This is a genomic window from Glycomyces sp. NPDC046736 (assembly GCF_040645615.1).
Lineage (GTDB): Bacteria > Actinomycetota > Actinomycetes > Mycobacteriales > Micromonosporaceae > Glycomyces.
On the sequence record NZ_JBEYYO010000003.1, the window covers coordinates 136,898 to 163,486 of the forward strand.

The window sequence follows — 26,589 nt, forward strand, 5'->3', positions numbered from 1 at the left end:
GGTCGCATCGAAATTCGTCGATACTTCAGGAGGATGCATGTCCCAGGAAGACGCGCCCCGCAACCCGTTCAGCCGCAGGAGCCTCCTGCTCGGCGTGCCCGGGGCCCTGGCGCTCGGGTCGGCCGCCGCGCTCGCGGTGCGGGGGATCGCCAACGCGCAGCAGGTCATCGACACCAACCAGGAGGGCACCCACAACGGCTACTACTACTCGTTCTGGACCGATTCCCAAGGGTCGGTCTCGATGACGCTCGGCGCCGGGGGCAACTACAGCTCCCAGTGGTCGGGCACCAACAACTGGGTCGGCGGCAAGGGCTGGTCCAACGGCAGTCGCCGCACGGTGAACTTCAGCGGCTCGGTCAACCACGGCAGCAACGACTACCTGGCGCTGTACGGGTGGACGTCGAACCCGCTGGTCGAGTACTACATCGTCGAATCGCACGGCCCGTACAACCCCAGCACCGGGGCCGACAACAGGGGCACCGCGAACATCGACGGCGGCACGTACTCCCTGGGCCACTCGATGCGCTACAACGCCCCGTCAGTGGAGGGTACGGCGACGTTCGCCCAGTACTGGAGCGTCCGCCAGGGCGCGCGCACCTCCGGCTCGATCAACACCGGCGCCCACTTCGACGCGTGGGCCGATGCGGGCATGAACCTCGGCAACTTCGCCTACTACATGATCATGGCGACCGAGGGCTACCAGTCCAGCGGCAGCTCCAACATCACCGTCAGCTGAACGACCCCTGAGGGCGGGCCACACCGGGTTGGCCGCTCTCAGGACGCGAGGGCGGGCGGGGCCAAAGGCCCCGCCCGCTTCGGTGTGTCAGCACTGTTCGCAAGTCGTGGTTGGTGGTGCAGAGCTCGGGGAGGCCCCCACCGGCCTCCCCGAAGCTCTATCCCACCAAATCGAGCAAAGTTTCGGGGGCGGCGCTTTCGCTGGGCGTCAGCGGAAGCGCGCTGTGTATATGTCGCCGTCGCGGATCCAGGCGAGCTGGAGCGCGGCGAGCATGTCGTCCACGATGTCCTCGTCGGGAAGCCCGTAGTGCTCCCCGAGGCTGCGTCCGCGGTAGTGCCACAGGAGTCCTGCCTGGACCTGGCCCGCGTCGGCCGAGTGCTTCCCGCAGGAGCGGGCGCAGCGGTAGACCATCTGGCCGCCGCGGTCGTACTCGATCGCCATCACCTGCTGGCACATAGAGCTCCGCAGCTTGCCTGCCGCGGCTGCCTGTAGCAACGTCTGCGTTTGGAGACGTTCCATTGGCACCCAACCCCTCTCCGGGCGACGATCCCGCCTGCCCGGAGACCCGGGACAGACACTGCAAACGACTGGCGTGTCCGGTTGTGCGATGCGGATCGCCCTTCGGCGATGGCGATTGCCGCTCGAAGGGAGAACCTTCGGTCGGCCTCGCCGCTCGCTTCGGAGCGTCGGTTGGAGGCGCTTGGCCCGTGACCACGGTCGCACACCTCGCGCGAACGTGTCTATGTGCATTGTCACACGTCATCCTAACATGCATCGACACCGGGCAGATGCACGTGCATTTGCGCGCTCATCCTCATGTGCGGTCACGCTGTGTAATGTGGGACACTTGGTCCGACCTGCATTGGGGATGTCGGAATCGCCCGGCGCAGTGCCCGTCTGTTAGGACATCGCCGCCAGACTCTGGCAGCCCAGTGCCCCGGTCACGGAATTGAAGGATCCGGCCGATCCCGTCGGCCACTGGTGGAAGGATCTCGGATGGACAAGGCACGCAACGGAATCCCGGCAGGGGAACTCCCCTCCACGATCACTTGGATCAAGAGCAGCCGCAGCGGCCCCAACGGCGGCAACTGCGTCGAGCTGGCCACACTCCCCGGTGGGGACGAGATCGCGGTGCGGAACTCCCGGTTCCCCGAGGGTCCCGCCCTCGTGTACACCGTCGCGGAGATCCGCGCCCTCGTCGAAGGCGCGAAGGACGGCGAGTTCGATCACCTGATCGGCTAGCACGCGGGGGCGCGCGCCCCTGAGCAACACGCTCACCCTGACGGGAGCAGCCCGACGGCTACCCTGTCAGGGTGAGTTTTCCGTTCACGGAGCGACACCCGAACGCGAGGAGGTGAGGACATGGCGAGGCCAGGTGCGGAGGAGACCCCGACCGGTCCCACCACCCTGCGCGTCATCGTGGGCAGCAACCTCCGCCGCCTGCGGCAGGCCGCCGACATCTCCCGCGAGGAGGCGGCCTACGAGATCCGCGGCTCCGAGTCCAAGATCAGCCGTATGGAGCTGGGCCGCGTCTCGTTCCGGATGCGCGACATCGAAGACCTCATGAGCATGTACGGGGTGACCGACCAGGACGAGATCGAACACATGGTCGAGCTCGCCCGCGAGGCCAACCGGCCCAGCCGCTTCCACCGCTACAGCGACTCGCTGCCCAACTGGTTCAACACCTACCTCGACATGGAGGGCGCCTCCTCCATGATCCGGACCTACGAGGTCCAGCTGGTCCCCGGCCTGCTCCAGACCCGCGAGTACGCCCGCTCGGTGATGATGCTCGGCTACGGCCACACCCCGTTGCAGGAGATCGACAACCGCGTCAACGTGCGCATGCAGCGCCAGGACGTACTCGACCAGAAGGACCACCACACCGAGCTGTGGGCGGTCATCGACGAGGCCGCGTTCCACCGGCCCTTCGGCGGCGCCGCGGTCATGCGCGAGCAGATCCAGTTCCTCATCGACGCGTGCGACCGGCCCAACGTGCGCATCCAGATCGTGCCGTTCTCCTCCGGCGCGCACTCCGGTGCGGGCGCGCCGTTCACGTGGCTGCGCTTCGCGTACGAGGAACTCAAGGACGTCATCTACCTCGAACACCTCACCAGCGGCGTGTACCTGGAGAAGGACAGCGAAGTGGACGCCTACCGCGCGGCGATGGAGCACATCTGCTCGCAGGCGACCCAGCCGCGGGACACCCCCGACGTGCTCCGGAAATTCCTACGCGATCACTACAGTTAGTGACGAACCGGGCCCTCTGGACGCCTCAGCCGCAATTCCGCAAGTTCACCCGATCGGGTGAGGGATCGGCGTGTCTTGAGGCCCTACAGAGGCGCTCAGGGCCCGCGAAGGCCCCTCCAGACACGACGAAGGCGCGCGGGTCGCCCCGCGCGCCTTCGATTCGTCGGCTATTCCTTGAACCCGATGGCGCCCATCATGATGCGGTGGTGGGGCTCCAGCTCCTCGACGGCCGGGACCTCGCGGTCGGGCTCGCCGGGGAACCAGCGGCGGACGAAGTCCAGCCCCGGCGGGACCAGGGGCAGGCCCAGGAAGTGCTCGGTGATGCGCTCGGGGGTCCGGATCCAGCCGTTGCCCAGGCTCTCCAGGCCGGCCTTCTCGATGGCCTTCTGGAGCTCCTCACCGGTGTCCACGAAGTCGGTGATGAGCAGGTAAGAACCCGAAGGGCACGCGTCGAGGAGGACCCGCACCCACTCGTCGGGCTGCTCGTCGTCGTGGAAGTGCATGTGGAGCCCGACCACCATGAGCCCGATCGGGCGGGTGAAGTCGAGCATGGACTTGACGTCCTCGTGGTCGAGGATGCTCTGCGGGTCGCGCAGGTCGGCTGTGACCACCGTGGTGTTGTCGTTGGTGGCCAGCAGGGCCCGGCCGTGCGCGAGCACGATCGGGTCGTTGTCGACGTAGACGACCTTGGCGTCGGGGTTGACCGCCTGCGCGACCTGGTGCGTGTTCTCCATCGTGGGCAGGCCCGCGCCGATGTCGAGGAACTGGTCGATACCCTGCTCGGCCAGGTACTTCACGCCCTTGCGCAGGCCCTCGCGGTTGTCGCGCGCCACCTCGCGCGCCGCCGGGACGTGCTTGGCGTAGATCGCCGCGCCCTCGCGGTCGGGAGCGAAGTTGTCCTTCCCGCCGAGGATCGCGTCGTAGACGCGGGCGATGGTGGGCCTGGAGATGTCGAAATCGGGGGTCGGTGCTTCGTTCTCTGCCATCTGCCACCTCTTCTTCGAAGGAACGTTGCGCACATAGTACGACCTTGATCACACTGTCGGGCTTGGGGATCACCCCATCGAGCCACACAGTCCCCATTGATTCTCAAATGAATCATCAAGCGCACCAAGCACTTACGATGACAAGTGATCGCCACTGAGAAACGCCGCAGGGCCCGGGCGAATCCCGCCCGGGCCCTGCGCTGCGCCGCTGCGAGCGGCGTCGGTCCTATTCGTCCCCTTGACCGGAGGCCTCGGGGTTGGCCGCGACCCACGCCGCGACCTCGTCCTCTCGGATCGCCTCCCACAGACTGACGGCCTCGGGGTTGTCGGACTCGGGGTTCTCCAGGTCCCACGTGTACACGACGACCGAGTTGCCGTTGATGTCGCCGGTGCCGAGGTTCGGGGTGGTCATGAACACCAGGTCGTCGCTGCGCAGCCCCATGAGGCTGATCGCGGTCGAGACCACGTTGAACTCGGTGTCGACCTTGACCGCGTCCGAGGTCGAGTCGATGAAGCTGGTGAGCGTGTCGCGGCTGGTGAGGACGCCCGCGCTCAGCGCGGAGTCCATGATCGCCTTGATGAGCTCCTGCTGGTGCTGCATGCGGGCGAAGTCGCCGCGCTGCCACTGGTAGCGCTGGCGCACGTAGTCGAGGGCCTCTTCGCCGGTGAGGTGGTTCGGGCCCTTGGGGAAGTACCGCTCCTCGCCGTGGATGGAGGTGACGCCGGTCTCGTCGTAGTAGTTGGGGTGGTCGGCCCACTCGATGTTCATCTCGACGCCGCCGAGCGCGTCGACGACCTGCACCAGGCCCGCGAAGTTGATCTCCACGACGTGGTCGATGCGCACGCCGGTGAAGTCCTCGACGGTGAGCACCGTCAGCGGCACCCCGCCCCACGCGTAGGCGGCGTTGAACTTCGTGTCGACGCCGGTGTAGTCGGGGTAGTACGAGGCCTCGGCGTACTCGGGGATGTGCACGTACAGGTCGCGCGGGATCGAGACGCCGTGGGCCTCGGTGCCGTCCTCGTTGACGTGCATGAGGATGACCGTGTCGCTGCGGGCGTCCTCTTCGGCGTTGCCCTCGCGGTGGTCGGAGCCGATCACGAGGATGTTGAGGGCCCCGTTGAGCTTGTCGGGGCGGTTCTCGTCCGGGATCGCGTCGAGGTCGAATGGGCGATCGAGGTCGAGGTTGGTCTTGTTGGCGGTCGACCAGACGGCGAAGCCGCCGCCGGTGGCCGCGATGGAGGCCACCAGGCCGATCCCCGAGCCGATGAGGCCGCGCCGGGTCGGACCGCCGGTCGCCGCGGCGGCGACGCGCGCGCCGCCCCCGCCGTCCCCGGGGGGCACGGAGGCGCTGCCGCGGTAGTTGGAACCGGAGTACGTCATGCGGTCAGCTTACGTGGTGACCGCTCGCGGCCGCGCACCCGAGCTGGCGCGACGGTCCGGTGTGGCCGGAGCGGCGTGAGCCGCGTCTCGGCGAATCCGCAGGGAGCGAGCGTTATCGGGCGCGGGTGACGAAGTCGTCGATGGTCGACTTGAGACCGGCCTCATAGTGGACCTGCGGCTCGTATCCGAGCAGTTCGCGGGCCCGGGTGAGGTCGGGGCGGCGGCGCTCGGGGTCGTCCGAGGGCCGTTCGCGGTACTCGATCTTCGAGGCCGAACCGGTCAGGCGCAGGATGATCTCGGCCATCTCGCGCACCGTCAGCTCGTACTCGGTGCCGAGGTTGACCGGGCCGTACTCGGACGACTCCAGGAGCATGACCAGGCCGCGGACCAGGTCGTCGACGTAGCACAGCGAGCGGGTCTGGGTGCCGTCGCCGTAGACGGTGAGCGGCTCGCCCGCGAGGGCCTGGCTGATGAAGTTGGGGATGACGCGGCCGTCGTCGGGGCGCATGCGCGGGCCGTAGGTGTTGAAGATCCGCACGATCGCCGCGTCCAGGCCCTTGTGCCGGTGGTAGGCGGCGACGGCGGCCTCGGAGAAGCGCTTGGCCTCGTCGTAGCAGGAGCGGATCCCGATCGGGTTCACGTTGCCCCAGTACGACTCCGGCTGCGGGTGCACGAGCGGGTCGCCGTAGACCTCGGAGGTGGAGGCCATGAGGAAGCGGGCCCCGTCGGCGAGCGCGCGGTCGAGGGCGTGGAGGGTGCCGATCGAGTCGACGCGGAGGATCTCGACCGGGAGGGTCTCGAAGTCCACGGGGCTGGCCGGGCACGCGAAGTGCAGGACCGCGTCGAAGGGCGCGTCGCCGACGGGCAGGCCCTCGGTGACGTCGGCCTCGACCAGGGTGAGGTTCGGGTGCGCGTCGAGGTTCTCGCGCGAGCCGGTGGAGAAGTTGTCGACAGCGGTCACGTCGCAGCCCTTCGCGAGGAGCGCGTCGACCAGGTGGCTTCCCACCAGGCCCGCGCCTCCGGTCACGAGGATGCGGCTGCCGATTCCGTAAGTAGTCATCAATTTCCCAGATTATCAGGATTGGCCTGGTGTTCACCTGGGCGCAAGCTGTGTGTTCGCTCAGGGCGCGGCCGAATCGCCGGTCAGTACGCGCCCTTTCGGCGCAACACTACAGCGACAGTGCGGAACAGGATCTGGAGGTCGGTCGTCAGCGACCAGTTGTCCACGTAATAGAGGTCGAGGCGGACCGCGTCGTCCCAGGACAGGTCGGAGCGGCCCGAGACCTGCCACAGGCCGGTGATCCCGGGGCGCACCAGGAGGCGGCGGCGCACGTCGCCGAGGAAGTCGCCGTTCTCGGCCGGGAGCGGGCGGGGCCCCACGAGACTCATCTCACCGCGCACGACGTTGATCAGCTGCGGGAACTCGTCGATCGAGGTGCGCCGAAGCCACTTACCGACGTTGGTGATGCGCGGGTCGTCCTTCATCTTGAACAGCAGGCCGTCGGTCTCGTTGTGCATCATGAGCGCGGCCTGGCGCTCCTCGGCGTCGATGTACATGGTGCGGAACTTCCAGCACGAGAACGTCTCGCCGTCGCGGCCGACCCGGTTCTGGCGGAAGAACACCGGGCCGGGGCTGTCGACCTTGATCGCGATGGCCACCGCCAGGAACAGCGGCGAGAGGATCGCCAGGCCGAGCACCGACCAGGAGATGTCGAGCACGTTCTTGATCAGCCAGCCGACGCCGGAGATCTTGGGCTCCTCGACGTGGAGCAGCGGCAGGCCCTCGACCGGGCGGATGTGGACGCGGGGCCCGGCGATGTCGGTGAGCTGCGGCGCGACCACCAGGTCGCGGCCGGTGCCTTCGAGCTGCCACGCGAGGCGGCGCAGGTCGGCCGCGTCGGCCGAGGCCGAGCCGCACACCGCGAGCGTGTCGGCTTCGAGCTGCTCGGCGCAGGTCACGACGTCGGTCCCGGCGAAGACCGGGACCGGGGTGTCGAGGTTGCGCACCGAGGACGCGCCCTCGGTGACGTAGATCCCGACCGGGACCAGGCCCGCGCCGGGCGCGCGGCGCACCGTCCGGTAGACCTCCAGGGCCTCGGGGTAGGCCCCGATGAGCAGGACCCGCTGGACCCCGCGGCCGCTGGCGCGCATCCGGTGCAGGCCGTAGCGGGCGCCGAGGCGGAACGCGCAGATGAACAGGACCGCGGCCAGCAGGATCACCGCGACCGCGGCTCGCGAGACGTCGGCCTTGAACGTCAGGGCCACGAACGAGACCAGCGCGAGCATGAACATCGCCGCGCGGGTGACCCGCTTGAACTCCTCGTTGCCCATGCCGAAGTAGCGGCGGTCGTAGGAGCCGGTGCCCCACAGCGACAGCAGCCAGGCCAGGGGCAGCAGCAGCCACACGGTGAGGTTGAAGAAGCTGATCTGGTCGGTGGTGTCGAAGCCGGCGTGCGGGGTGGGGGTGAGGTTGACGGCGATGACGGAGGCGAGGATCGCGCCGAGGAGGTCGACGCCGACGAGCGCGCCCTGGTAGTAGCGGTGCCAGTTGGAGGCGCGGACCAGGCGGCGCCAGGCCGACCGGGTGACCCCGTTCGTCACGAGCTGGGGGTCTCCGCTCTTGTGCGCACCGGCCACCTGGGTCCCCGTCCGTCCGCGCGGAGTGTTTCCACGTCCGTGGAGGTCTTTTGCTGGACGTTCCAGGCTCGTAGCCACTGCACATCCCTGCGGTCGTCAGCTTACGGTGGAGGTGAGTGTCCGCGGGTGGAGATCGGCGCTGCGTCGGTGAGAGCGTCTTCTCGAGCTGGGCGGCCCGCTGACACGGTACCCGACAACCTACACCTATTCTGCCGCTGCGGTATCTTCGGCCGATCCGAAAGCAGTTCGCGCCACCCGGAGGACGCGTGAAGATCGTCATCGCCCACAACCGCTATTCCTCGGCGCAGCCTTCGGGCGAGAACACCATCGTCGACTACGAGATCGGGGCCCTGGCCGAGGCCGGTGTCGAGGTGGTCCCGTTCCAGCGGTCCTCCGACGAGATCGCCGCGCTGCCTCCACATAGGAAGGCGGCGCTCGCGGTCTCCCCGATCCACGCGGCCGGGACGCAGAGGGACCTCGCCGCGCTCTTCGAGCGCGAGCGCCCCGACCTGCTGCACCTGCACAACCCGTATCCGCTCCTGTCGCCTTCGGTGGTCAAGACGGCGCAGCGCATGGGCGTCAAGGTCGTGCAGACCATTCACAACTACCGGCACGACTGCATGAACGGGCTCTACTTCAGGGACGGGCACGACTGCCGCGACTGCCACGGCAAGCGCTGGAACGCGCCGGGCGTGCTGCACGGCTGCTACCGCGGCTCGCGGCCGCAGTCGGCGATCATGGCCGTGACGCTGGGCGCGCACCAGGGCACCTGGCGCGGCGTGGACCGGTTCGTGGCGCTCACCGACGCGATGGCCGCGTATCTGCGCAGCATCGGCATAGAAGAAGAGCGCATCCGCGTCAAACCGAACGCGGTGGCCGACCCGGGGATCGTGCCGCTGGGCGAGGGGTTCCTGTTCGGGGCCCGGCTCGTGCCCGAGAAGGGCGTGGAGCTGCTGCTGGAGGCGTGGCGGCAGGTGGATCTGCCGGGGACTGCGCTGCGGATCGCCGGGGACGGGCCGCTGCGCCCGCTCGTGGAGGCGGCTGCCGCGCGCGGGGAAGTGGAGTATCTGGGGCAGCTCGACGCCGAGGGGATGCAGGCGGCGCTCGCGGCCGCGAGCGCGATGGTGGTGCCTTCCATCTGGCAGGACATCCTGCCGACCACGGGCATCGAGGCGCTCGCCAGCGGCCGGGCGATCGTGGCCACGCGGATGGGCGGCGCGCCGTTCATCGCGGGGGCGGGCACGGAGGCTCCGGCGGGTGTGGCGGTCGAACCGACCGCCGAGGCGCTCGCGCGCGGCCTGGAAACCGTGGCGAAGGACCCGTCTTACGCGGCGAACGCGAGGGCTCGTTACGAGTCGGTGTTCGCGCCCGAGGTGACGCTGCGCAGGCTCATCGAGATCTACGAGGAACTGCTCGCCGCGCCGCATCCCGTATAGGATATATCCTATAGGATATACGATTCACGCAGTCGAGTCCGAGGATCGTGCAGGATATATCCTATATCCTATAGGGTCGCGCGGGCGTTGGTGGCGATGCTCGCGAGGAGGAACAGGCCGTTGACCGCGCCGAAGCCGAGCATGACGATGAACATGAGCGAGGGCCACAGCAGCGCGAGGGCGATGACGGCGACGACGAAGCCGTAGTCGCGCACGAGTTTGACCAGGCGCACCGCGAGGCTCGTGTTGGTGATCATCGAGACGCCGGTGTCCTCTTTGGCCATGACGGCGGTGACGAGGTTCGTCATCCACAGCGCGGCGAAGGCCGCGCCGCACCAGGCCGGAATCTCGGGAGTGTAGGCGTTCACGACCGCCACGACCACGGCCACGACCGAGGTCTGGATCGCGATGTCGCTGAGGATGTCCACGCGCGCGCCCGCGTCGGAGCCGGTGCCGGTGACGCGGGCGAGTTGGCCGTCGGCGCAGTCGAGCATGTAGGCCACGTGCCACAGGACGAGCGCGGCGATCGCGACCGGCCACCACGGCGCGCCGTCCCGCGCGGCCGGGATGTAGGCGATGACGCCGATCGAGGCGGCCAGGCCGATGACGAGATTGAGGAGCGTCAGGTGGGTCGGCTTGAGGCCCATTCGCCATGCGGCGTATGCGAAGACGGCTCCTCCACGCTGGTCGAGGAGGGTCGCGAGCCCGCCGCCGCGGTTGGCGGCGAGGAAGTCGGCGGGCCGGTGGGACGGGCGCTGTGCGGTCACGCGGCGATCCTATACACCGCGCGATCGGTGCCCGAGCGGCCGCTGTCGTGACTCAGAAGACGCTTGCGGTGAACCGGTCCGGCACTGAGCGTCAAGTCCTGGAACCAGGTTGTGTCAAGATCCCGACACCACGCGGAGGGGCCGCTCCCTAATATGGTCGCGATCCGCGCCATTTGGGACGAAACTTCTTCATCTTTGGTAGCCAGCACATGACCTACCGTCCTAGAGTTGACAGACCATAGATTCCTGGGGAGGAAACATGGGGGACGAGGTGACCGGTTCTGCCTTGCGGCACTGGGACCATCCCGCGTACACGGCGAGACTCCAGGCAGGACGAGCGGCCCTCGCGCAACTGCTGCACGACCGGAGACTCGATCGGGGCCGCCCGATGACAGGACTCGAATTGGAGCTCGATCTCGTCGAGCCCACCGGTGACCCGGCGTTCGCGAACGACGCCGTCCTGGAACACCTGCACACCACCGGCGACGAGGACGCCCTCTACAGCGCCCAGCATGAACTGGGCGCGTTCAACATCGAATTGAACCTGCCGCCCAGGCTCCTCGACGGGGCCGGGATCTCCTGGTACGAAAGCGATCTGGCCGCGATCCTCGCCGAAGTGCGGGAGGCGGGCGACAAGGCCGGCGTCCACATCTGTCCCATAGGGACGATGCCGACGCTGTTCACCGACCACATGAGCGTCGAGGCGCTCTCGCGCACCAAGCGGTACCGGGTCCTCAACGACGAGATCATGCAGCAGCGGGGCGAGGCGCTGCGCATCGACATCCACGGGGCCGAGTCGGTGGACTACTCCTCCGCCACGATCGCGCCGGAATCGGCGAACACCTCCGTGCAGTTCCACCTGCAAGTGTCCCCTGAGGACTTCGCCCGCTATTGGAACGCGGCGCAGGCGATCGCGGGCGTGCAGGTCGCGATGGGCGCGAACTCGCCGTACCTGTTCGGGCGCCAGCTGTGGGCCGAGACCCGGGTGATCCTGTTCGAGCAGGGCACCGACACGCGCCGCGCGCAGCAGCGGCGGGCGGGCGCGCGGCCGCGGGCCTGGTTCGGGGAGCAGTGGATCGGCGGCGTGCTCGACCTCTTCGACGAGAACTACCGGCATTTCGCACCGCTTTTACCACTGTGCGACGAGGAGGACCCCGCCGCGGTGATGGCCGTCGGCGGGGTCCCGACGCTCAAGGAGCTTCGGTACCACAACGGGACCGTGTACCGATGGAACCGGCCGGTGTACGACGTGGCCGGGGGAAGACCCCATGTGCGCGTGGAGAACCGGGTGGTCGCGGCCGGGCCCACGGCGATCGACATCTGCGCGAACATGGCCCTGTTCTACGGCCTGGTGGCGCATTTCGCCGAGGCCGAGCAGCCCGTGCACGAGCGGATGGACTTCGCGCAGGCCGCGAAGAACTTCCAGGCGGCCGCCAGGCACGGCATCCAGGCCGACCAGATCTGGCCCGGGAGGGGCCTGGTCTCGGCCCGCCAGCTCGTGCTCGAAGACCTGCTTCCCGCAGCGGCCGAGGGACTCTCGTTCCTCGGGGTGAGCCGCCGCGACGCCGACCGGTACCTCGGGGTGATCGAGTCGCGGTGCCGCAGAGGCGTGAACGGCGCGTCCTGGCAGGTCGCCCGGGTCCAGGTGGCCGAGCACCGGCACCGGATGGAACGACGGGACGCGTTGCGCGCCATGATCCTCGACTACGCGGCCCGCTCGGCCGACGGCAGGCCCGTGCACGAGTGGGAGGTCTGAACGAATGAAGCGGCGCGGCCCTGGGGCCGCGCCGCTTCGTCTATGCGTCGTCGCCCTCTGAAGCGGGCTTGCGGCGGGCGCGCGTGGTCTTCTTGGCCCGGCGGGGCTTGGGCGGCTCGGGGGCGGGCTCGGACTCGTCCATGTCGACGGCCTTGAGCTCCTGCACCCAGTCCACGTCCGGGTTCGGGTCGTCGTCGCCCTCCTGGGGCTCCCACTCGGCGCGCTTCTGCTCTTCGAGCTTGGCGGCCTTGGCCTGGCCCTGCTCGTGCTGCTTCGCGAAGCGCTTCTCGCGCCGAGAGGGCCGCTTGGGCTTCTCCGGCTTCTCAGGGGCCGCGGGCAGGTCCTTGGTGTCCCCGCCGTAGACCGAGGGCGGCTCGGGCACGGTCCAGCCCGGCGTCGACTCGACCAGGCCCGTGGGCGGCTCCGGTTGCTCGACCGCGTCGTCGATCTGCCCGCCCGCCTTGGGAAGCGCGCAGACCACGAGCGAACCCAGGAGCCCGGCGATCGCCGCGTACGGGCCCACCAGGATCACCGCGAGCGACTCGGCGTTGTCGACCCGCGAGGGCCCGGCCACGAGGTGGGCCACGGTGACGATGAGCGGCCCGGCGATCCCCGAGGCCGCGGCAATGCGGTACCCCGAGCTGGTGATCGGGCCGCGGCGCGCGAACAGCGCCACGATCACGCCGATGAGGGCCGAGCCGACCACGAACGGGACCGCGATCGAGAAGCCCCGGCGACCCAGGGCCGAGTCGGGCCCGGCCCACGAGCCCCACACGGCCAGCTCGGTGACCGGCGAGAGGCGGTCCCCGACCTCGATGAACACCGAGAGCACGGCCAGCAGCCACACCAGGGCCACCGAAGCGCCCACGTTGACCGCCACCGAGCGCGAGCTGAGCCCGATGAGCGCGAGCACGAAGCCCACGGCCGCGCCGAGGCCGGAGGCGATGAGCGGATCGGTCGGGAACGCGTCGAACACCGCGCCCTGCTCGGCCGAGAGGGCCACGAGCGGACCGACGGTGAAGGCGCCCAACGCACTCGCGAACACGGCGGCCACGCGAGTGGCAGCGCCCAGGCGCGCGGCGGCGCGCGAGCCGATCGCGCCGGAGGCCAGGCCCCCGACCACCCCGGAGGCGGCCGAGAACCAGGCCACCCACGCGAGGTTGGCGTTCCAGCGGAAGTCGAGGACCTGGTCGGAGGTGCCGGGCGCGGCCTCGGCCCAGGAGAGGAGCCCGAAGCCGTAGGCCAGCCCGAGCTGCGCGAGGGCGGCCAGCGCCGCGACCGCGAAACCCGCGGCCACGGTCTTGGCGGCAGATCTAGGTGACATACGTCGCACCGTACTGCGTGTACGCAATGGAGTCTCGAACGGCCGATCGAGTGAGCGTGCGGACACCCCTCGCGTCTCACACGGGAGGAAACGCCCAAGCCTCGGCCCGCCCGGCCCGGCTATGCTCGCTTCATCAAGGCCACCTGCCCGGTCGCCGTGCGAGATCATGCCGATCAGCGAGGAGCATTGCATGTCCGACGCCTACGAGGCCCTCACCGCGAATCTCGCGGCCGCCGACCCCGAGATCGAGCGGCTCATCGAAGCCGAGGGACGCCGCGAGTCGGAGAAGATCCGCCTCATCGCGTCCGAGAACTACGTGTCCCAGGCGGTCATGGACGCGACCGGCTCGATCCTGACGAACAAGTACTCCGAGGGGTACGCCGGGAAGCGCTACTACGAGGGCCAGCAGCTCATCGACCAGGTCGAAGAGCTCGCCGTCGAACGCGCGAAGGCCCTGTTCGGGGCCGACCACGCCAACGTCCAGCCCTACTCCGGGTCGCCCGCGAACCTGGCCGTCTACATGGCGTTCCTGACCCCGGGCGACAAGGTCCTGGGCATGGGGCTGCCCGCCGGCGGGCACCTGACCCACGGCTCGAAGGTCTCGGCCACCGGCAAGTGGTTCGACGCGGTCCACTACGGGGTCCGCCGCGACACCGGCCGCATCGACCTCGACGAGGTCGCCGAGATCGCCCGCCGCGAACGCCCGAAGATGATCATCTGCGGCGGCACCGCGATCCCCCGCACCGTCGACTTCGAGGGCTTCAAGGCCATCGCCGACGAGGTCGGCGCGATCCTCATGGCCGACATCGCGCACATCGCGGGCCTGGTCGCGGGCGGGGCGCACCCCACCCCGGTCGGGCACGCCGACGTGGTCACCACGACCACCCACAAGACCCTCCGCGGCCCGCGCGGGGCGATGATCCTCACCAACGAGGAGCACGCGAAGGCCATCGACAAGGCGGTCTTCCCCGGTCTCCAGGGCGGCCCGCACAACCACACCACCGCCGCGATCGCCGTCGCGCTGCGCGAGGCCGCGAAGGACTCGTTCAAGGACTACGCGGCGCAGATCGTCAAGAACGCGAAGGCGCTGGCCGAGGGCCTGAGCTCGCGCGGGTTCGACCTGGTCTCGGGCGGGACCGACAACCACCTGATCTTGGCGGACCTGACCAGCAAGGACATCGGCGGCAAGCCCGCGGCGAAGGCGCTGGACGCGGCCGGGATCGAGTTGAACTTCAACTCGGTGCCGTTCGACCAGCGCAAGCCCTTCGACCCGTCGGGCCTGCGCATCGGCACCTCCGCGGTGACCACGCGCGGCATGGTCGAGGGCGACATGGACGCGATCGCGGGCTGGATCGACCGGGCCGTCGCGGCGGCCAAGGACGGCAAGGACGCCGAGCTGGACGTGGTCGCGGGCGAGATCCGCGAGTACACGAAGTCGTTCCCGATTCCGGGCTGGAAGGCCTAGCGGCACAAGCGAAGAAGGCCCTCGTCCGATTGGACGGGGGTCTTTTCCGCGCTCGGGCACGAGATCCTATATCCTATAGGATATATCCTATCGGATCTGCCGTGGCCGGGGAAAACGGAACGCGCCCGGCTCTTCGGCCGCGCGCGTCGCGTTCTTGGGTTTGCAGTTGATCAGTCGCGGCCAGGCGCCTTGTGGGCGCGCTCGCCTGGGGACCTAGCGGGCCAGGCCGGCGAGGGCGCGGCCCTCGACGCGGTCGGCCACCCGGCGCAGGACGCCGGCGGTCGAGAGGCGGACCTTCTCAGGACGGGTGACGCCGAAGACGTACGGCTTGTGAGCCCGGCCATCGTCAACGACCGGCGCGTTCGGCAGGGCCGAGGTGGCTTCGGTGTTGGCGGCGTCGACTGCGAGGTAAGCACCCACGAACTCGTGCATGATGATTCCTTCCCGGCAGGGTGTGCCGGATTGTGTTTCTGAAGGGGGACCGCTCGTCGATGACGCCATTGTCGACGGCGGGGGAGCCGTTGCGGCCGTCTCGGCCACTTCGGGGCCGGGCCTGGGCGGGGTTCGGGTTCCGATCCTCCGCCGTGCTCCGGCTTCACTGACAATGCTAGGACCGCCGGGCCCGTGAAAGCCAGGGATTTCGCGTGGGTCACATGTATCCCGCGACACTGTCCACAAAGGCCTGAACGGCGGTTCGGGCCGCGAATTCGGGCGGCGGGTGTCCGGCGGGTGAAGGTAGTCTGTCCGGATGCGGGACTTGGGAGTTCGCGTCGGCCACTGGACCGGCGAGCACACCGGCTGCACGGTGCTGCTGTTCGAGGAGGCCACGGTCGCTTCGGGCGAGGTGCGCGGTGGGGCCCCCGCCAGCCGCGAGATCGAGCTGCTCGACCCCCTCAGGGCCAATACCGGGATCGACGCGGTGCTGCTGACCGGCGGTTCGGCGTTCGGCCTGGCCGCCGCCGACGGGGTGATGCGCTGGCTCGCCGAGCACGGCCGCGGCGTGGCCACCCCGGGCGGGACCGTCCCGATCGTGCCGACCCTGGGCCTGTTCGACCTCGACGGCACCGGCAACGTGCCCGCCGCCGCGCAAGGCTACGAGGCCTGCGACGCGGCGATGGCCCCGTTCGAGCCCGCGCTGGACGGGCCGGTCGGCGCGGGGCGCGGCGCGACCGTGGGGCAGTGGCGCGGGGTGACGCTCCCCTCGGGGCTGCGCACGGCGACAGTGGCGGCCGGGCCGGTCCAGGTGACCGCGCTCGCGGCGGTGAACGCGTTCGGCGAACCGGGGCCGCTCGACCGGGAGCTGCTGCGACCCGAGGGGTTCGCGAGCGGCACGTTCGGGCGCAACACCACGATCGGGGTGGTGGTGACCAACGCGCGGCTGTCGAAGGTCGACTGCGCGCTGGTCGCGCAGGGCGCGCACGACGGGCTCGCGAAGGCGATCAGCCCCGCGCATACGAGGATGGACGGCGACGCGTTCATCGCGGCGTCGACCGGGACGCTTCCCGCGTCGGTGGACGTGGTGCGGACGCTGGCGGTCGAAGCAGTCGCCGAAGCGATCGGGACCGCGGCCTGACCAGCGGTTTCGCGCAGCGCGGGGCGGAGCGTGGCCCGGATTCCGGGAGCGTCTCGGCGAGTCTGCGCATTTCGGACACCCCTGGGACCCCCCGTTTTCAACATTACGCAGAGGGGCCGACACGCCCTTTCGAACAGCACTGGTGAGCGCGGCTCGCCTAGGCTCGATCGCATGAGGCTCCTCAGCGCGGCCGTCGCCGCCGCCGCACTCGTGCTCGCCGGTTGCACCGCACATGCGGACGCCGAGCCGAACGAACCCGCCGCAGACTGGCCGGACACCTGGCTCTACCAGCTCAGCGGCTACGCGGACGACCGGCTCGACGCCGTGGCCGCCGCGCCGCACGACGCGGCCGTGGTCGACCTCGCGCGCGACGGCGGCGAGGGCTACTGGACCGCCGCCGAGATCGGGGCCGTCAAGGACAGCGGCAAGAGCGTCTACGCGTACTTCACGATGGGCTCGATCGAGACCTACCGCCCCGAGTACCAGGCCGTCGAAGCCGCCGGGCTCACCCTCAACCAGTGGGGCGACTGGCCCGACGAGTACTTCGTCCGCTACTGGGACCCGCAGTGGTGGGACCTGGTCATGGAGCCGCGCCTCGACCAGGCCAAGGCGGCCGGATTCGACGGGGTCTACCTGGACGTGCCAAACGCGTACGAGGAGATCGACCTCGACCTGGTCCCCGGCGAGACCCGCGAGAGCCTCGCGCTCAAGATGGCCGAGCTCGTGACCGCCGCCGCCGAAGCGGGCGAGGAACTCCTGATCATCCCGCAGAACTCCCCCGAACTCATCGAGTACCCCGGCTACCTCGAAGCGATCGACGGCATCGGGATCGAGGAGCTGTTCTTCCTCGCCACCGACGAGCCCTGCGACCAGGACTGGTGCGCCGAGAACCTCGACTACACGCGCGACATCGCCGGGGCCGGGAAGCTCGTCCTCGCCGTCGACTACGCGATCGAACCCGAGAACGTGGCCTCGGCGTGCGCGAGCCACGCCGAAGAGGGCTTCGCGAGTGCGGTGGCCGAACGCGACCTCGACAAGATCAACGAACTGTGCTTAAAGGATTGCCGTCCCACTTGCGCGAGCGTTTCATCTGGTACATGGCCTGATCGGCGGCCCACAGGGTCTGCGCGGGGTTGCCGCCGGCGGCCAGGCGGGCCCAGCCGATCGACACGTCGACCGGGGTGCCCGGGACCGAGTACTCCCACTTCTCGGCCTCGACGGCGATCCTGATGCGCTCCGAGACCGCGTCCGCGTCGTACTCCGAGGCCCCCGGCAGCACCAGGATGAACTCGTCGCCTCCCGTGCGCGCCAACAGGTCCCCCGAGCGCACCACCCCCGACAGCAGGGCCGCGACGCGTTGCAGGATCGCGTCCCCGGCCTGGTGACCGTGCGTGTCGTTGACCGCCTTGAACCCGTCGAGGTCGAGCACCGCGATCATCCCGTCGCCGTCCACATCGGCCAAGAAAGCATCCAGGCGGCGGCGGTTGGGCAGGCCCGTCAGGTCGTCGGTGTTGGCCCGGTCGGCCCAGCCCGCGGCGGTGCGGCGCAACTGGTCGTGGTCGACCAGGGCCGCGGCCGAGGCGAGGTAGATCGTGTGGAACTCGTTGATCTGCTTGTACAGCGCGTACGTGGTCGCGTGCGCGGCCAGGATCGAGGCCGCGTGGTCGCCCTTGGCGACCAGCGCGAGCGAGCGCAGGTGCTGGGGCTCCATGACGCCGAGCGTCTCGTCGCCGATCTCCCTGGCCTCCAGCACTTCGAGGGCCTCCAGGCCGCGGGCCTGGGCGATCAGGCGCGAGGCCCGCGCGAGGGTGCGCAGGTCCATCGCTTCTACAGAAGACGTCTCTTGCGGGAGTAGGTGCTCGACCGACCACTGCTCGCCGAAGCCAAGGAGGCTCAGCCGCGAGATCGCGTAGTGGACCCATTCGAGTTCGCGCGTGTCGAGGTCGTGCAGGTTCGCCTTGACGCGGCGCAGCTCTTGGCGCAGCTGGCCGGTACAGGCGCGCGGATCGCCGGTGTAGTAGCGCAGCAGGGCGTCCCGGACCCGGATCTCCACGCCTTCCACTGAGGAGCGGGGGATCTTGGCGCGTTCGGCGAGGGTGTGGCACTGGTCGAGGGCTCCGGCGGCCTGCTGCTGGTAGCCGCAGTTCGAGAGGATCACCGCGAGGTCGTACCAGGCGTCGACGGCCGCTTGGCTGGCCTCGGTCATCGACCGCAGCGCCCGGGTCGCGAGCACGAGGCGCTGCGCGGTGAAGTCTAGGGACTTGATGTGGTGGTGGTAGTACCAGGCCGCGAGCGCGTGGTACTTCCCGTCGAGGCGGGGGTCGCGGCAGCGGGCGACGGCGGTGCCGGCCTGGTCGATCGTGCCGGGGATCTTGTCGATGGCCCGCTGGTTGATCTGGCCTTGGAGGATGAACAGCCACGCCTGGGCCCTTTGCTGGGCGGTCTCGGAGTTGTAGACGATCCAGGTGGCCTCCGAGACGGCCTCGGCGACCTGCCCCGATCGCATGAGTCCGCGCAGACGCCGGTACTGATCGGCATAGTCACGCGTAGACGTGATCCCCCTCCGTGGCGTCACGCGCTCTATCCTGCCACCGCGGGCCCGATATATCCAGTGCCGCAGGTCCGGTGCGGGGTGTGCATTGCGTCCCCTGATCGCATGGGCCCGAACCGTTTTCCTCCCTCGGACGCGTCGAGCCCTTAGAGTCGGGGCAGTTCCCGAATCGGAAGGTCGGTGCGCCTTTGCTCCCTGCATGTCCGTGTGCCTCCTGCGGCGAGCCGCTGGAGGTGGCCCCCGGGGCGACCGTGCTCGCCTGCGGCGTCTGCGGGACCGAGCTGCACGGGCGGCCCGCGTCGCGGCGGATCGCCGACCCCGACTGGGTCGCGCTGGAGCCGAAGCCGCGGTTGCGGTACGCCGACGACACGCCGGAGGCGATCGTCGCCCCTGACGCGTTGGTGCCGTTCGCGGTGGAGCGGGCCACGGCGCGGCGGCTGCTGCGGGATTGGGCGCGGCGGCGGCCGTTCGCCCCGCGCGAGCTGCGGCGAATCGACGAGTCGACGACGTTCCGGGCCGCGTTCGTGCCGCACTGGGTGTGGCAGGCGCGCACGCGCTCGCGGTTCAAGGCGGCCCGGGGTGAGCACTACTGGATGCGGGTCGGGGCCGCGGGCGGGAAGGGCAGCCGGGTGCGGGCGCTGCGGTGGCGTCCGGCGGCGGGGACGGTCGACCGGGACTTCACCGGGGTGGCGATACCGGCCACGGTGCGCCTGGAGGGCCGGATGCTGGCCGATCTGATGCGCGACTGGCGGCTGGGGAACGCTTTGCCGTTCCGCATGGAGCAGCTCGACGGGTGCTGGGTGCAGCGGTACGACCTGGAGCCGGAGGTGGGCTTGGAGTTGGCGAAGGCCCGGATGGCGGCGGCGGTGGAGCGTGAGGTGCGCATCCGGGTGGGCGGGGACGAGCAGCACGTGCCGTCGATCGACACCGCGTACGCGGGCCTGGGGTATCGGCTGGTGCTCTTGCCGGTGTGGCTGGCGTCGTACGCGCATCGGGGGCGGCGGCGGATGGTGGCGGTGCACGGGGAGTCGGGGCGGGTGCTCGGGGAGCGGCCGTGGAGCGCCGTGAAGCTGGGAATCGGCATTTTCCTCATGTTGGCTGTGTCCGGACTCATACTGTATTTCAGCCGTTTATCCGCTTTCGGGGCTCCGAACAGCCAGAGGGTCCGTACAGGACGCGGTTACCGCGTGGAAATGAACTATCGTCGGAAACGCGCAACCGCCCCGGCGAACCGCGCGTGTACCCCCAGAAAGCGGGCCAGCCACCCCCGGCTGCGCCGCCGCACCCCACTGGAGTTCCGGGAGAGGCAATGAGCGACCCGATCACACACGCTGCCAAAGCGTCGTCCCCTTGGTGGGCGAAGGCGATGGTGATCAGCGGATCTATGGTGATGGTGGTCGCCGGCGGCGGAGCGATCGCGGGCCAGGTCAGTCTCAACCTCGTCAACGACTCGATCAACCAGGCCGACCTGTTGGCCGACCAGCGCGTCGAATCCGAAGGCTCCGACATCGAGGGGCCCCTGAACTTCCTGGTGCTGGGCACCGACGAGCGGGTGGACGCGGGCGGCGAGGCCCGCACGGACGCGAACCTCATCATCCACATCAACGAGGACCTCACCCAGGTCTCGATGATCTCGCTGCCGCGTGACCTCTTGGTGGACATCCCCTCGGGCATCCCAGCGCAGCAGACGAAGCTGACCGAGGCGTTCGCGTACTCCGAGGACTGGGGCGAGTCGTTCCAGAACACGGCCGAGACGATCACGAACCTGACCGGGGTCCAGTTCAACGGCGCGGCGATCGCGAACTTCGAGGGCTTCCTCGACATGGTCGGGGAGCTGGGCACGATCGAGCTGTGCCCCTGGCACGACATCACCTCGATCCACACCGACAAGACCTTCCCCAAGGGCTGCGCCGAGTACGACCAGAAGGACGCGCTCGACCTGGTGCGCCAGCGCTACGGCTGGGACTCCGAAGAGGACTACGCCAACGGCACGTGGGGCGACTTCGGACGCCAGAAGATGCAGCAGCAGGCCATCAAGAAGATCCTGGAGCGGGCCAAGGAGCAGGGCTACGCCACGGACCCGACCAAGGCCGTGGACCTGCTCAACAGCTTCGGCGACGCGCTCACGCTGGACGTGGGCGGCTACAACCTGTTCGACATGATCACGCAGATGCGCAACGTCGACCCCGGCGAGATCCTCTCGATCGGCACGCCCTCTTCGGAAGGCAACTTGAACGGGACCTCGTACGTGCTCATCCACGAGGGCACCGACGAGGAGACGGCCTCGGACGCGCTGTGGGAGGCCATCAAGAACGACACGCTCGACCAATGGGCGTGCGACCATCCCGAATGGCTGAGCGGCGATTCGACGCCCACATGCTCTACGGTGACGGAGGACGCGTCAGAGGCGGTTCCTTCGGACGGCGCGACCGACGGGACGGAATTAGACGCGTCCGGGCTGCAACCCAGGGCCGTTACCGAAGCGTTATCACTTTGGATAATGCCGTACTGACCCTTGGAGAAGCATGGCCGGCAAGAGCGGTGCGCCCTGGTGGGCCCATCTGATGATGTACGCGGGCGGGTTGACGATGGTCGTCGCCGGGGCCACGGCCGGGATCGCCCAGTACGGGGTCAACGCCGCCAACAACGCGATCCCCGACGAGGACATCCTCGGCGACAACCGCGCTGAGATGGACGTCAACAACATCGAGGGCCCGCTCAACATCCTCGTGCTCGGGACCGACAAGCAGGGCGGCGCGGTCCGCTCGGACACGATGATCATCGTGCACATCAACGAGGACCTCACCGAGGCCACGATGGTGTCGCTGCCTCGCGACCTGTGGGTCGACATCCCCGACTGCGGGCCCGGCTGGGGCAACAACCCGTGCCAGAACAAGATCAACCACGCGGCCTCGATCAGCGACGACTGGGAGGTGACGCGGAAGAACGTGGTGCAGACGATCAACGACCTCACCGACGTCAGCTTCCACCTGGGCGCGACGGCGGACTTCAACGGGTTCGTGGAGATGGTCGACGTGGTCGGCGAGATCGAGATCTGCACGTGGAAGGAGTTCAAGTCCCACCACACCGAGCGGGTCTTCGAGAAGGGCTGCCACTTCTACGACGAAGAGGCCGCGCTCGACCTGGTGAGGCAGCGCTACCAGTTCTACGACGACATCGACTACGAACTCAACCTGTACGGCGACTACGCGCGGCAGTCGTTCCAGCAGCAGGCCATCAAGTCGCTGCTGAACCAGGCGAAGAGCCAGGGCTTCCTGGAGGACCCCGCCAAACTCACCGAGCTGCTCAACAGCTTCGGCACCGACAAGGTGAGCATCGACAAGCCCAAGGACCTGTCGATCGCCGACTTGGTGGTGAACTTCCGCAACATCGACCCGAACGCGATGAACACGATCCGGGTTCCCTCCAGCAGCGACAAGACGTACGTGGACGGTATGGAGATCGACATCGAGCTCATCCACGAGGGTGAGCAGCAGATCGCGGCCGACTCGCTGTGGCAGGCGATCAACGACGACACCCTCGACGAGTGGATGCTCGCGAACCCGAAGTGGGTCAAGGACGACGCGGTGGCCGCCGAGGCTTCGAAGACCGACGCGACCGTCACCTCTGACTGAACGCGAGCGAACGGGCCGCCCACTCGGGCGGTCCCGTTCGCTTACGCGCCTTGGGCCTTGGCCTCCTCGGCCTCGTCGATCTGGTTCCATTCGCGTTTGGAGGACTGCCAGCCGTCCTCGTTGTGGCCGGTGCGCCAGTAGCCCGAGATCGAGAGCCGCTCGCGCGGGACGCCGTGCTCGAAGCGCAGGAGGCGGCGGATCTCGCGCACGAAGCCCGCTTCGCCGTGGACGAACGCCTGGACGACGCCTTCGGGGAACTCGAAGGCGCGCACGGCGTCCGCTATGCGAACGCCGACCCTCTGGTCGCCGCGGTGGAGCCAGGTGACGCGCACGTCACCTGCGGATTTGAACTGCTGCTCCTCGTCGGGGCCCTCGACCTCCACGAACACGTGGGCGCGGGCGCCGGGGGCGAGCCGCTCGACCGCGGAGGCGATCGCGGGGAGGGCGCTCTCGTCGCCGACGAGGAGGTGCCAGTCGGCGTCCCCGGCGGGCGCGTAGCCGCCGCCGGGACCGGCGAAGCGCAGGAGCGTCCCGGGGACGGCACTGGCGGCCCAGGGCCCGGCGACGCCCTCGTCGCCGTGGTAGACGAAGTCGATGGTCAGCTCGCGGGCGGCCTCGTCCCAGCGGCGCACGGTGTAGGTGCGCGAAACAGGCCACTGCTCGCGCGGGTACTCCTCGCGGATGCGGGCGAGGTCGAACGGCTCGGGGTATTCGACGCCGGGGGCCGGGAACTGGAGTTTCAGGTAGTGGTCGGTGAACTCGCCGCAGGTGAAGTCGGCGAGGCCCTCGCCGCCGAGGACCACGCGGATCATGTGCGGGGTGACGCGCTCGGTGCGCAGCACTTCGGCGGTCCGCACGTTCGGGGCCCTGCGCCCTCGGCTTTCAGCCATGTCGGCTCCTCGGATTCGCGGCTCGCATGCGGGTTCGGCGAGGCCGGCGAGCCGACGACCGCGTCGAGGTTCTTAGGTTTCCCTAACTCTCTCAGTTTTACCTCGGTTCCGCCCTCTCCGCCGAGCCGCGACGCGCCCCTCCATCCGGGAACGCGCATCCGATAGGATATATCCTATATGATATAGGATTTCGTCGAGCGGGGCGTTTCCAGCGCCACCGCGAGGGGCGGATCGGCGTCGCCGATCCGCCCCTCGCGTCCCCGGTCAGTCCGGCCTGGGGCTGACGTCCCGCATCGCCTGTCGCAGCAGCGGCCGTGACAGGCCCCCGGCGGCGATGACCGCGGCGACGCCCAGCGTCAGCGTGGCGGCCAGGATGAGCACGCCGCTCACGTCGAAGCCCATCGCGCCGATGACCGGCAAGGTCAGGACGATCCCGGTCAGGACCGACGCGCCCCCGATGAACGCCAGCGGCAGGACCGTCTCCTGGCGGCGGGCCCGGTCGAGGACCTGCTGCGGGGTTCCGGCCAGGTGCAGCAGCCGGTAGGCGCGGCGGCGGTCGAGGACCGAACCGATCGCGCTGATCGCCGCCGACACCGCGGCCGTGGCGAACACCACACCGAGGACCACGGTGACGCCGGTCCGCACCGAACCGATGAGCCGGTTCGACAGCAGGCTCGCGTCGACCTCCCGCGAGGGCGGGTCGCCCGGCAGCAGCCGCGTCATGGTCGACCGCACGGCCTCGACGTTCGCTCCGGCGGTGGTGGCCTCGACGACCGCCGTCGAGTCGCCCGATTCGAGGTGGCCGCTGGACTCGACCACGGCGACCTCGGCGTCGGTGCCGAGCGCGGCCGCGACTTCGGCGGCCAGCGCCTCGGCCTGGTCGGCGGGGACGAGCGAGGCGACCGTCTCGGTGGCGCGGGCGTCGGTGTCCTCGATGACCATCGGGAACATTGCGACCGACCCGGCGATGAACCCGGCGATCGCCACCCCGGAGACGGCCCGCCACGCGGCCTTCGGGTCCTCGGCCAGGCGCCTGGCGGCCAGGAGCCGGGACGGGCCCCTCGCGGTGCGCGCCAGGGCCTTCCCGAGCTTCTGCACGATCCACGGGCCCACGAGGTTCACCGCGGCGATCGTGCCGCCGAACAGGGCCAGCAGGACCGCGACGGCGATCATGTCGCCGCCGATGACCTGGGTGCCGATCATGAACGCGGCAGCGAGCGCGGCGAAGACGACGAGACGGATCACCTTGAGGCCCTTGGGTTTGACCGCTCGGGCCACCCCGAGCGGGCTGATGACGACGCCGCGGAGGCCGATGAGCGCCGAGACGGCCACCAGGAGCGGCACCGCGGCGGCCACGACCGCCATCCACGGGGCCCCGGCCCACAGGTCGGCGGTGTACCACCGGCCGCCGTCGATCGGGATGAGCGCGAACAGCGGTGTGGACGCCATCCACGCGGCGGTGCCCACGATCGAACCGGCGACGGCGGCGAGGGTCGTCTCGATGAGCGTCAAGCGCACCACTTGGCCCGGGGTCGCGCCCACGAGCCGCAGCGTGGCGAGCCGTTCGTCCCTGCGCGAGACGGTCAGGCGGGCCGCGGCGGCGCCGAACACGGCCGCTGGCATCGCCATGAGCAGGGCCGCGATCGCCATCAGGATCTGATAGAAGCCGTACACGGAGTCGACCGCGCCGCCTTCGAAGGTGTCGAAGGCGAGCGGCGAGACCCCGTCGGGGTTGTGCCGCTCGACGGTCATCACCGGATCGGCCGCGTCGCGGCCCACGACCACGAGGTACTCGTTCGGGTGCGCCAGGGCGTCCGCGCCGACCTCCCCGGCCACGGTCACCTCGCCGTAGCGGGCGAGGAAGTCAGATTCGGGGACCTCGGCGAGCAGGTCGGCGGCCGCGGGCGACAGCCACACCTCGCCGGGGGCGGGGAAGGCGTCAAGGCCCGGCGGGACGGGCGCGTCGGGAGTCAGGGCCGCGAGATCCACGCGGGTGACCATGGCGCCGCCGTAGTGGTCGGCGGCGGTCGCGATCAACGCGTCCGCCTCGCCCTCGACGGCCACCGGTTCGCGCCACGACGTGCGCTCCCCGCGCTCGGCGAACGCGAAGTTCCCGGCCACCGCGAACTGAAGCAACAGCGTCGCCACCGCGACCGCCAGAGCGGTCAAACCGGTGCTGAGCAGCGCCCGGCGCCCGCCAAGGCGCGTCAGACGCCAAGCCAACTCGGTCATCGCCAGACCTCCGCCACCGGCTCGTGGCCGAAGCGGCCGCTGCCGTCGGGGCGGACCGGGAGGGCCTCGGGGGCGCCGTCGCCGGTGCGGGGCGTGCCGCTGAGGCGGCCGTCGCGGATCTCGATCGTGCGGGTGCAGCGGGAGGCGATCCGAGGGTCGTGGGTGACCACCACCAGGGCCGCGTCCAGTTCGGACACCGTGTCGAGGAGGACGCCCATCACCTGGTCGCCGGTGGCGCGGTCGAGCGCGCCGGTCGGTTCGTCGGCGAACACCACGGCGGGCCGGATCACCAGCGCCCGCGCCAGCGCGACCCGCTGGGCCTCGCCGCCGGACAGCTCGCCGGGTCGGCGGTCCTCCTTGCCTTCGAGGCCGAGCCTGCGCAGTTCGGCGCGGGCCGGGCCCAGCGCGTCACGGCGCGAGCGGCCGTCGAGCATGAGCGGCAGGGCCACGTTCTCCTCGGCGGGCAGCTCGGGCAGGAGCTGCCCGAACTGGAACAGGAACGCGAACCGGGTGCGGCGCAGGTGGCTGCGCTGGCGCTCCGAGAGCGAGTCGATGCGCTCGTCGAACAGGCGCACTTCGCCCGAGTCGGGCCGCATGATCCCGGCGAGGCAGTGCAGGAGCGTGGACTTGCCCGAGCCGCTGGGCCCGGTCACGGCGACCGATTCGCCCGCGCCGATGCCGAAGTCGACGCGGTCGAGCGCGGGCGCGGGCCCGAAGTGCTTGGTGACGGCGCGGGCGGTGAGCATGGGCGGCCTCATCGGCGGGCCTTTCGGTGGGTCGGGACGAAGGGCAGGGCCGCGCCCGCGATCAGGAACGCGGCCAGGAGCACGAGGCTCACGGCGGTGGTGATGTCCAGGAGTCCGTTCATGACGCAAGCCTCGCCGCAAAGGCCACCGGGCTGCTTCGGCTCGGCGACCGGTTTCGGGCCGGGCGGGTCGGTCATTCGGCGGAGGGGCCTCGTGCGGCGGCTACG

22 protein-coding genes and 1 pseudogene are annotated in these 26,589 nt (G+C 69.7%); 11 read left to right on the top strand and 12 right to left on the bottom strand.

Features of this window, described 5'->3' with window-relative positions; genetic code table 11:
* Positions 1 to 37: 37 nt before the first annotated feature.
* Positions 38 to 736, top strand: a complete 699-nt coding sequence (locus AB0B28_RS04345) for a glycoside hydrolase family 11 protein (protein ID WP_360116297.1) — start codon at positions 38 to 40, stop codon at positions 734 to 736.
* 207 nt (positions 737 to 943) lie between these two features.
* Here AB0B28_RS04345 and AB0B28_RS04350 read toward each other — a convergent pair whose 3' ends face one another.
* Positions 944 to 1,192 carry a hypothetical protein gene (locus tag AB0B28_RS04350; protein WP_360116300.1) on the bottom strand — a complete coding sequence of 83 codons (249 nt, stop codon included), beginning with the start codon at positions 1,190 to 1,192 and terminating at the stop codon, positions 944 to 946.
* 540 nt (positions 1,193 to 1,732) lie between these two features.
* On the opposite strand from AB0B28_RS04350, the gene AB0B28_RS04355 reads away from it, so the two are divergent.
* Both AB0B28_RS04355 and AB0B28_RS04360 read left to right on the top strand, forming a co-directional pair.
* Positions 1,733 to 1,978, top strand: coding sequence for a DUF397 domain-containing protein (locus AB0B28_RS04355; protein WP_360116303.1), 246 nt, complete (start codon positions 1,733 to 1,735; stop codon positions 1,976 to 1,978).
* 120 nt (positions 1,979 to 2,098) lie between these two features.
* Positions 2,099 to 2,983, top strand: coding sequence for a helix-turn-helix transcriptional regulator (locus tag AB0B28_RS04360; RefSeq protein ID WP_360116306.1), 885 nt, complete (start codon positions 2,099 to 2,101; stop codon positions 2,981 to 2,983).
* Between the two features lie 167 nt (positions 2,984 to 3,150).
* Here the strand turns inward: AB0B28_RS04360 and AB0B28_RS04365 are convergent, their stop codons facing one another.
* The 4 genes from AB0B28_RS04365 to AB0B28_RS04380 all read right to left on the bottom strand — a co-directional run bounded on the left by AB0B28_RS04365 (position 3,151) and on the right by AB0B28_RS04380 (position 7,951).
* Positions 3,151 to 3,969 (bottom strand): SAM-dependent methyltransferase, encoded by an 819-nt coding sequence (locus AB0B28_RS04365; RefSeq protein ID WP_360116309.1) that lies wholly within the window; start codon positions 3,967 to 3,969, stop codon positions 3,151 to 3,153.
* Between the two features lie 226 nt (positions 3,970 to 4,195).
* On the bottom strand, positions 4,196 to 5,350 hold the full coding sequence (locus AB0B28_RS04370) for an LCP family protein (RefSeq protein ID WP_360116311.1): 1,155 nt from the start codon (positions 5,348 to 5,350) through the stop codon (positions 4,196 to 4,198).
* Between the two features lie 112 nt (positions 5,351 to 5,462).
* Positions 5,463 to 6,410, bottom strand: a complete 948-nt coding sequence (locus AB0B28_RS04375; RefSeq protein WP_360116314.1) for a UDP-glucuronic acid decarboxylase family protein — start codon at positions 6,408 to 6,410, stop codon at positions 5,463 to 5,465.
* A gap of 83 nt (positions 6,411 to 6,493) precedes the next feature.
* On the bottom strand, positions 6,494 to 7,951 hold the full coding sequence (locus AB0B28_RS04380) for a sugar transferase (protein ID WP_360116317.1): 1,458 nt from the start codon (positions 7,949 to 7,951) through the stop codon (positions 6,494 to 6,496).
* A gap of 302 nt (positions 7,952 to 8,253) precedes the next feature.
* Here AB0B28_RS04380 and AB0B28_RS04385 point away from each other — a divergent pair, with 302 nt between their 5' ends.
* Entirely contained in the window at positions 8,254 to 9,423 is a 1,170-nt protein-coding gene (locus AB0B28_RS04385; RefSeq protein WP_360116320.1) for a glycosyltransferase family 4 protein, read from the top strand.
* Positions 9,424 to 9,491: 68 nt separating this feature from the next.
* On the opposite strand, the gene AB0B28_RS04390 is transcribed toward AB0B28_RS04385, so the two are convergent.
* The gene (locus AB0B28_RS04390) at positions 9,492 to 10,190 is read right to left on the bottom strand and encodes a CDP-alcohol phosphatidyltransferase family protein (protein ID WP_360116323.1); all 699 of its coding nucleotides are present in this window, start codon (positions 10,188 to 10,190) and stop codon (positions 9,492 to 9,494) included.
* Between the two features lie 388 nt (positions 10,191 to 10,578).
* Here AB0B28_RS04390 and AB0B28_RS04395 point away from each other — a divergent pair, with 388 nt between their 5' ends.
* Positions 10,579 to 11,946: a glutamate--cysteine ligase gene (locus AB0B28_RS04395; protein WP_360116325.1), complete on the top strand. Its 1,368-nt coding sequence runs from the start codon at positions 10,579 to 10,581 to the stop codon at positions 11,944 to 11,946.
* Positions 11,947 to 11,986: 40 nt separating this feature from the next.
* On the opposite strand, the gene AB0B28_RS04400 is transcribed toward AB0B28_RS04395, so the two are convergent.
* Complete coding sequence (locus AB0B28_RS04400; RefSeq protein WP_360116328.1) at positions 11,987 to 13,270, bottom strand: hypothetical protein; 1,284 nt, start codon at positions 13,268 to 13,270, stop codon at positions 11,987 to 11,989.
* 190 nt (positions 13,271 to 13,460) lie between these two features.
* Between AB0B28_RS04400 and glyA the strand changes: the two genes are divergently transcribed.
* Positions 13,461 to 14,735, top strand: coding sequence for a serine hydroxymethyltransferase (glyA, locus tag AB0B28_RS04405; RefSeq protein WP_360116331.1), 1,275 nt, complete (start codon positions 13,461 to 13,463; stop codon positions 14,733 to 14,735).
* Between the two features lie 213 nt (positions 14,736 to 14,948).
* Here the strand turns inward: glyA and AB0B28_RS04410 are convergent, their stop codons facing one another.
* Complete coding sequence (locus AB0B28_RS04410) at positions 14,949 to 15,167, bottom strand: hypothetical protein (protein WP_360116334.1); 219 nt, start codon at positions 15,165 to 15,167, stop codon at positions 14,949 to 14,951.
* Positions 15,168 to 15,483: 316 nt separating this feature from the next.
* Here AB0B28_RS04410 and AB0B28_RS04415 point away from each other — a divergent pair, with 316 nt between their 5' ends.
* Together AB0B28_RS04415 and AB0B28_RS04420 are read left to right on the top strand one after the other, a co-directional pair.
* Entirely contained in the window at positions 15,484 to 16,308 is an 825-nt protein-coding gene (locus AB0B28_RS04415) for a P1 family peptidase (protein ID WP_360116337.1), read from the top strand.
* 171 nt (positions 16,309 to 16,479) lie between these two features.
* Positions 16,480 to 17,538, top strand: a complete 1,059-nt coding sequence (locus AB0B28_RS04420) for an endo alpha-1,4 polygalactosaminidase (protein ID WP_360116340.1) — start codon at positions 16,480 to 16,482, stop codon at positions 17,536 to 17,538.
* Here AB0B28_RS04420 and AB0B28_RS04425 read toward each other — a convergent pair.
* Positions 17,444 to 19,060 (bottom strand): annotated as a pseudogene (locus AB0B28_RS04425) (GGDEF domain-containing protein); the annotation flags it as partial. The gene AB0B28_RS04420 and the pseudogene AB0B28_RS04425 sit on opposite strands and share 95 nt — an antisense overlap.
* A gap of 50 nt (positions 19,061 to 19,110) precedes the next feature.
* Between AB0B28_RS04425 and AB0B28_RS04430 the strand changes: the two are divergent.
* From AB0B28_RS04430 to AB0B28_RS04440, 3 genes are read left to right on the top strand one after another with little or no spacing between them, the layout of a single operon-like run.
* Entirely contained in the window at positions 19,111 to 20,172 is a 1,062-nt protein-coding gene (locus AB0B28_RS04430; protein ID WP_360116343.1) for a hypothetical protein, read from the top strand.
* Positions 20,169 to 21,371 carry an LCP family protein gene (locus AB0B28_RS04435; protein ID WP_360116346.1) on the top strand — a complete coding sequence of 401 codons (1,203 nt, stop codon included), beginning with the start codon at positions 20,169 to 20,171 and terminating at the stop codon, positions 21,369 to 21,371. The genes AB0B28_RS04430 and AB0B28_RS04435 overlap by 4 nt, the downstream gene beginning before the upstream one ends.
* Positions 21,372 to 21,384: 13 nt before the next feature.
* The gene (locus tag AB0B28_RS04440; protein WP_360116349.1) at positions 21,385 to 22,494 is read left to right on the top strand and encodes an LCP family protein; all 1,110 of its coding nucleotides are present in this window, start codon (positions 21,385 to 21,387) and stop codon (positions 22,492 to 22,494) included.
* A gap of 41 nt (positions 22,495 to 22,535) precedes the next feature.
* Here the strand turns inward: AB0B28_RS04440 and AB0B28_RS04445 are convergent, their stop codons facing one another.
* From AB0B28_RS04445 to AB0B28_RS04455, 3 genes are all read right to left on the bottom strand, one after another.
* Positions 22,536 to 23,384, bottom strand: a complete 849-nt coding sequence (locus AB0B28_RS04445; protein ID WP_360116352.1) for a siderophore-interacting protein — start codon at positions 23,382 to 23,384, stop codon at positions 22,536 to 22,538.
* 264 nt (positions 23,385 to 23,648) lie between these two features.
* The gene (locus AB0B28_RS04450; RefSeq protein WP_360116355.1) at positions 23,649 to 25,616 is read right to left on the bottom strand and encodes an FtsX-like permease family protein; all 1,968 of its coding nucleotides are present in this window, start codon (positions 25,614 to 25,616) and stop codon (positions 23,649 to 23,651) included.
* Entirely contained in the window at positions 25,613 to 26,362 is a 750-nt protein-coding gene (locus AB0B28_RS04455) for an ABC transporter ATP-binding protein (protein WP_360116358.1), read from the bottom strand. The genes AB0B28_RS04450 and AB0B28_RS04455 overlap by 4 nt, the downstream gene beginning before the upstream one ends.
* Positions 26,363 to 26,589: the final 227 nt, after the last annotated feature.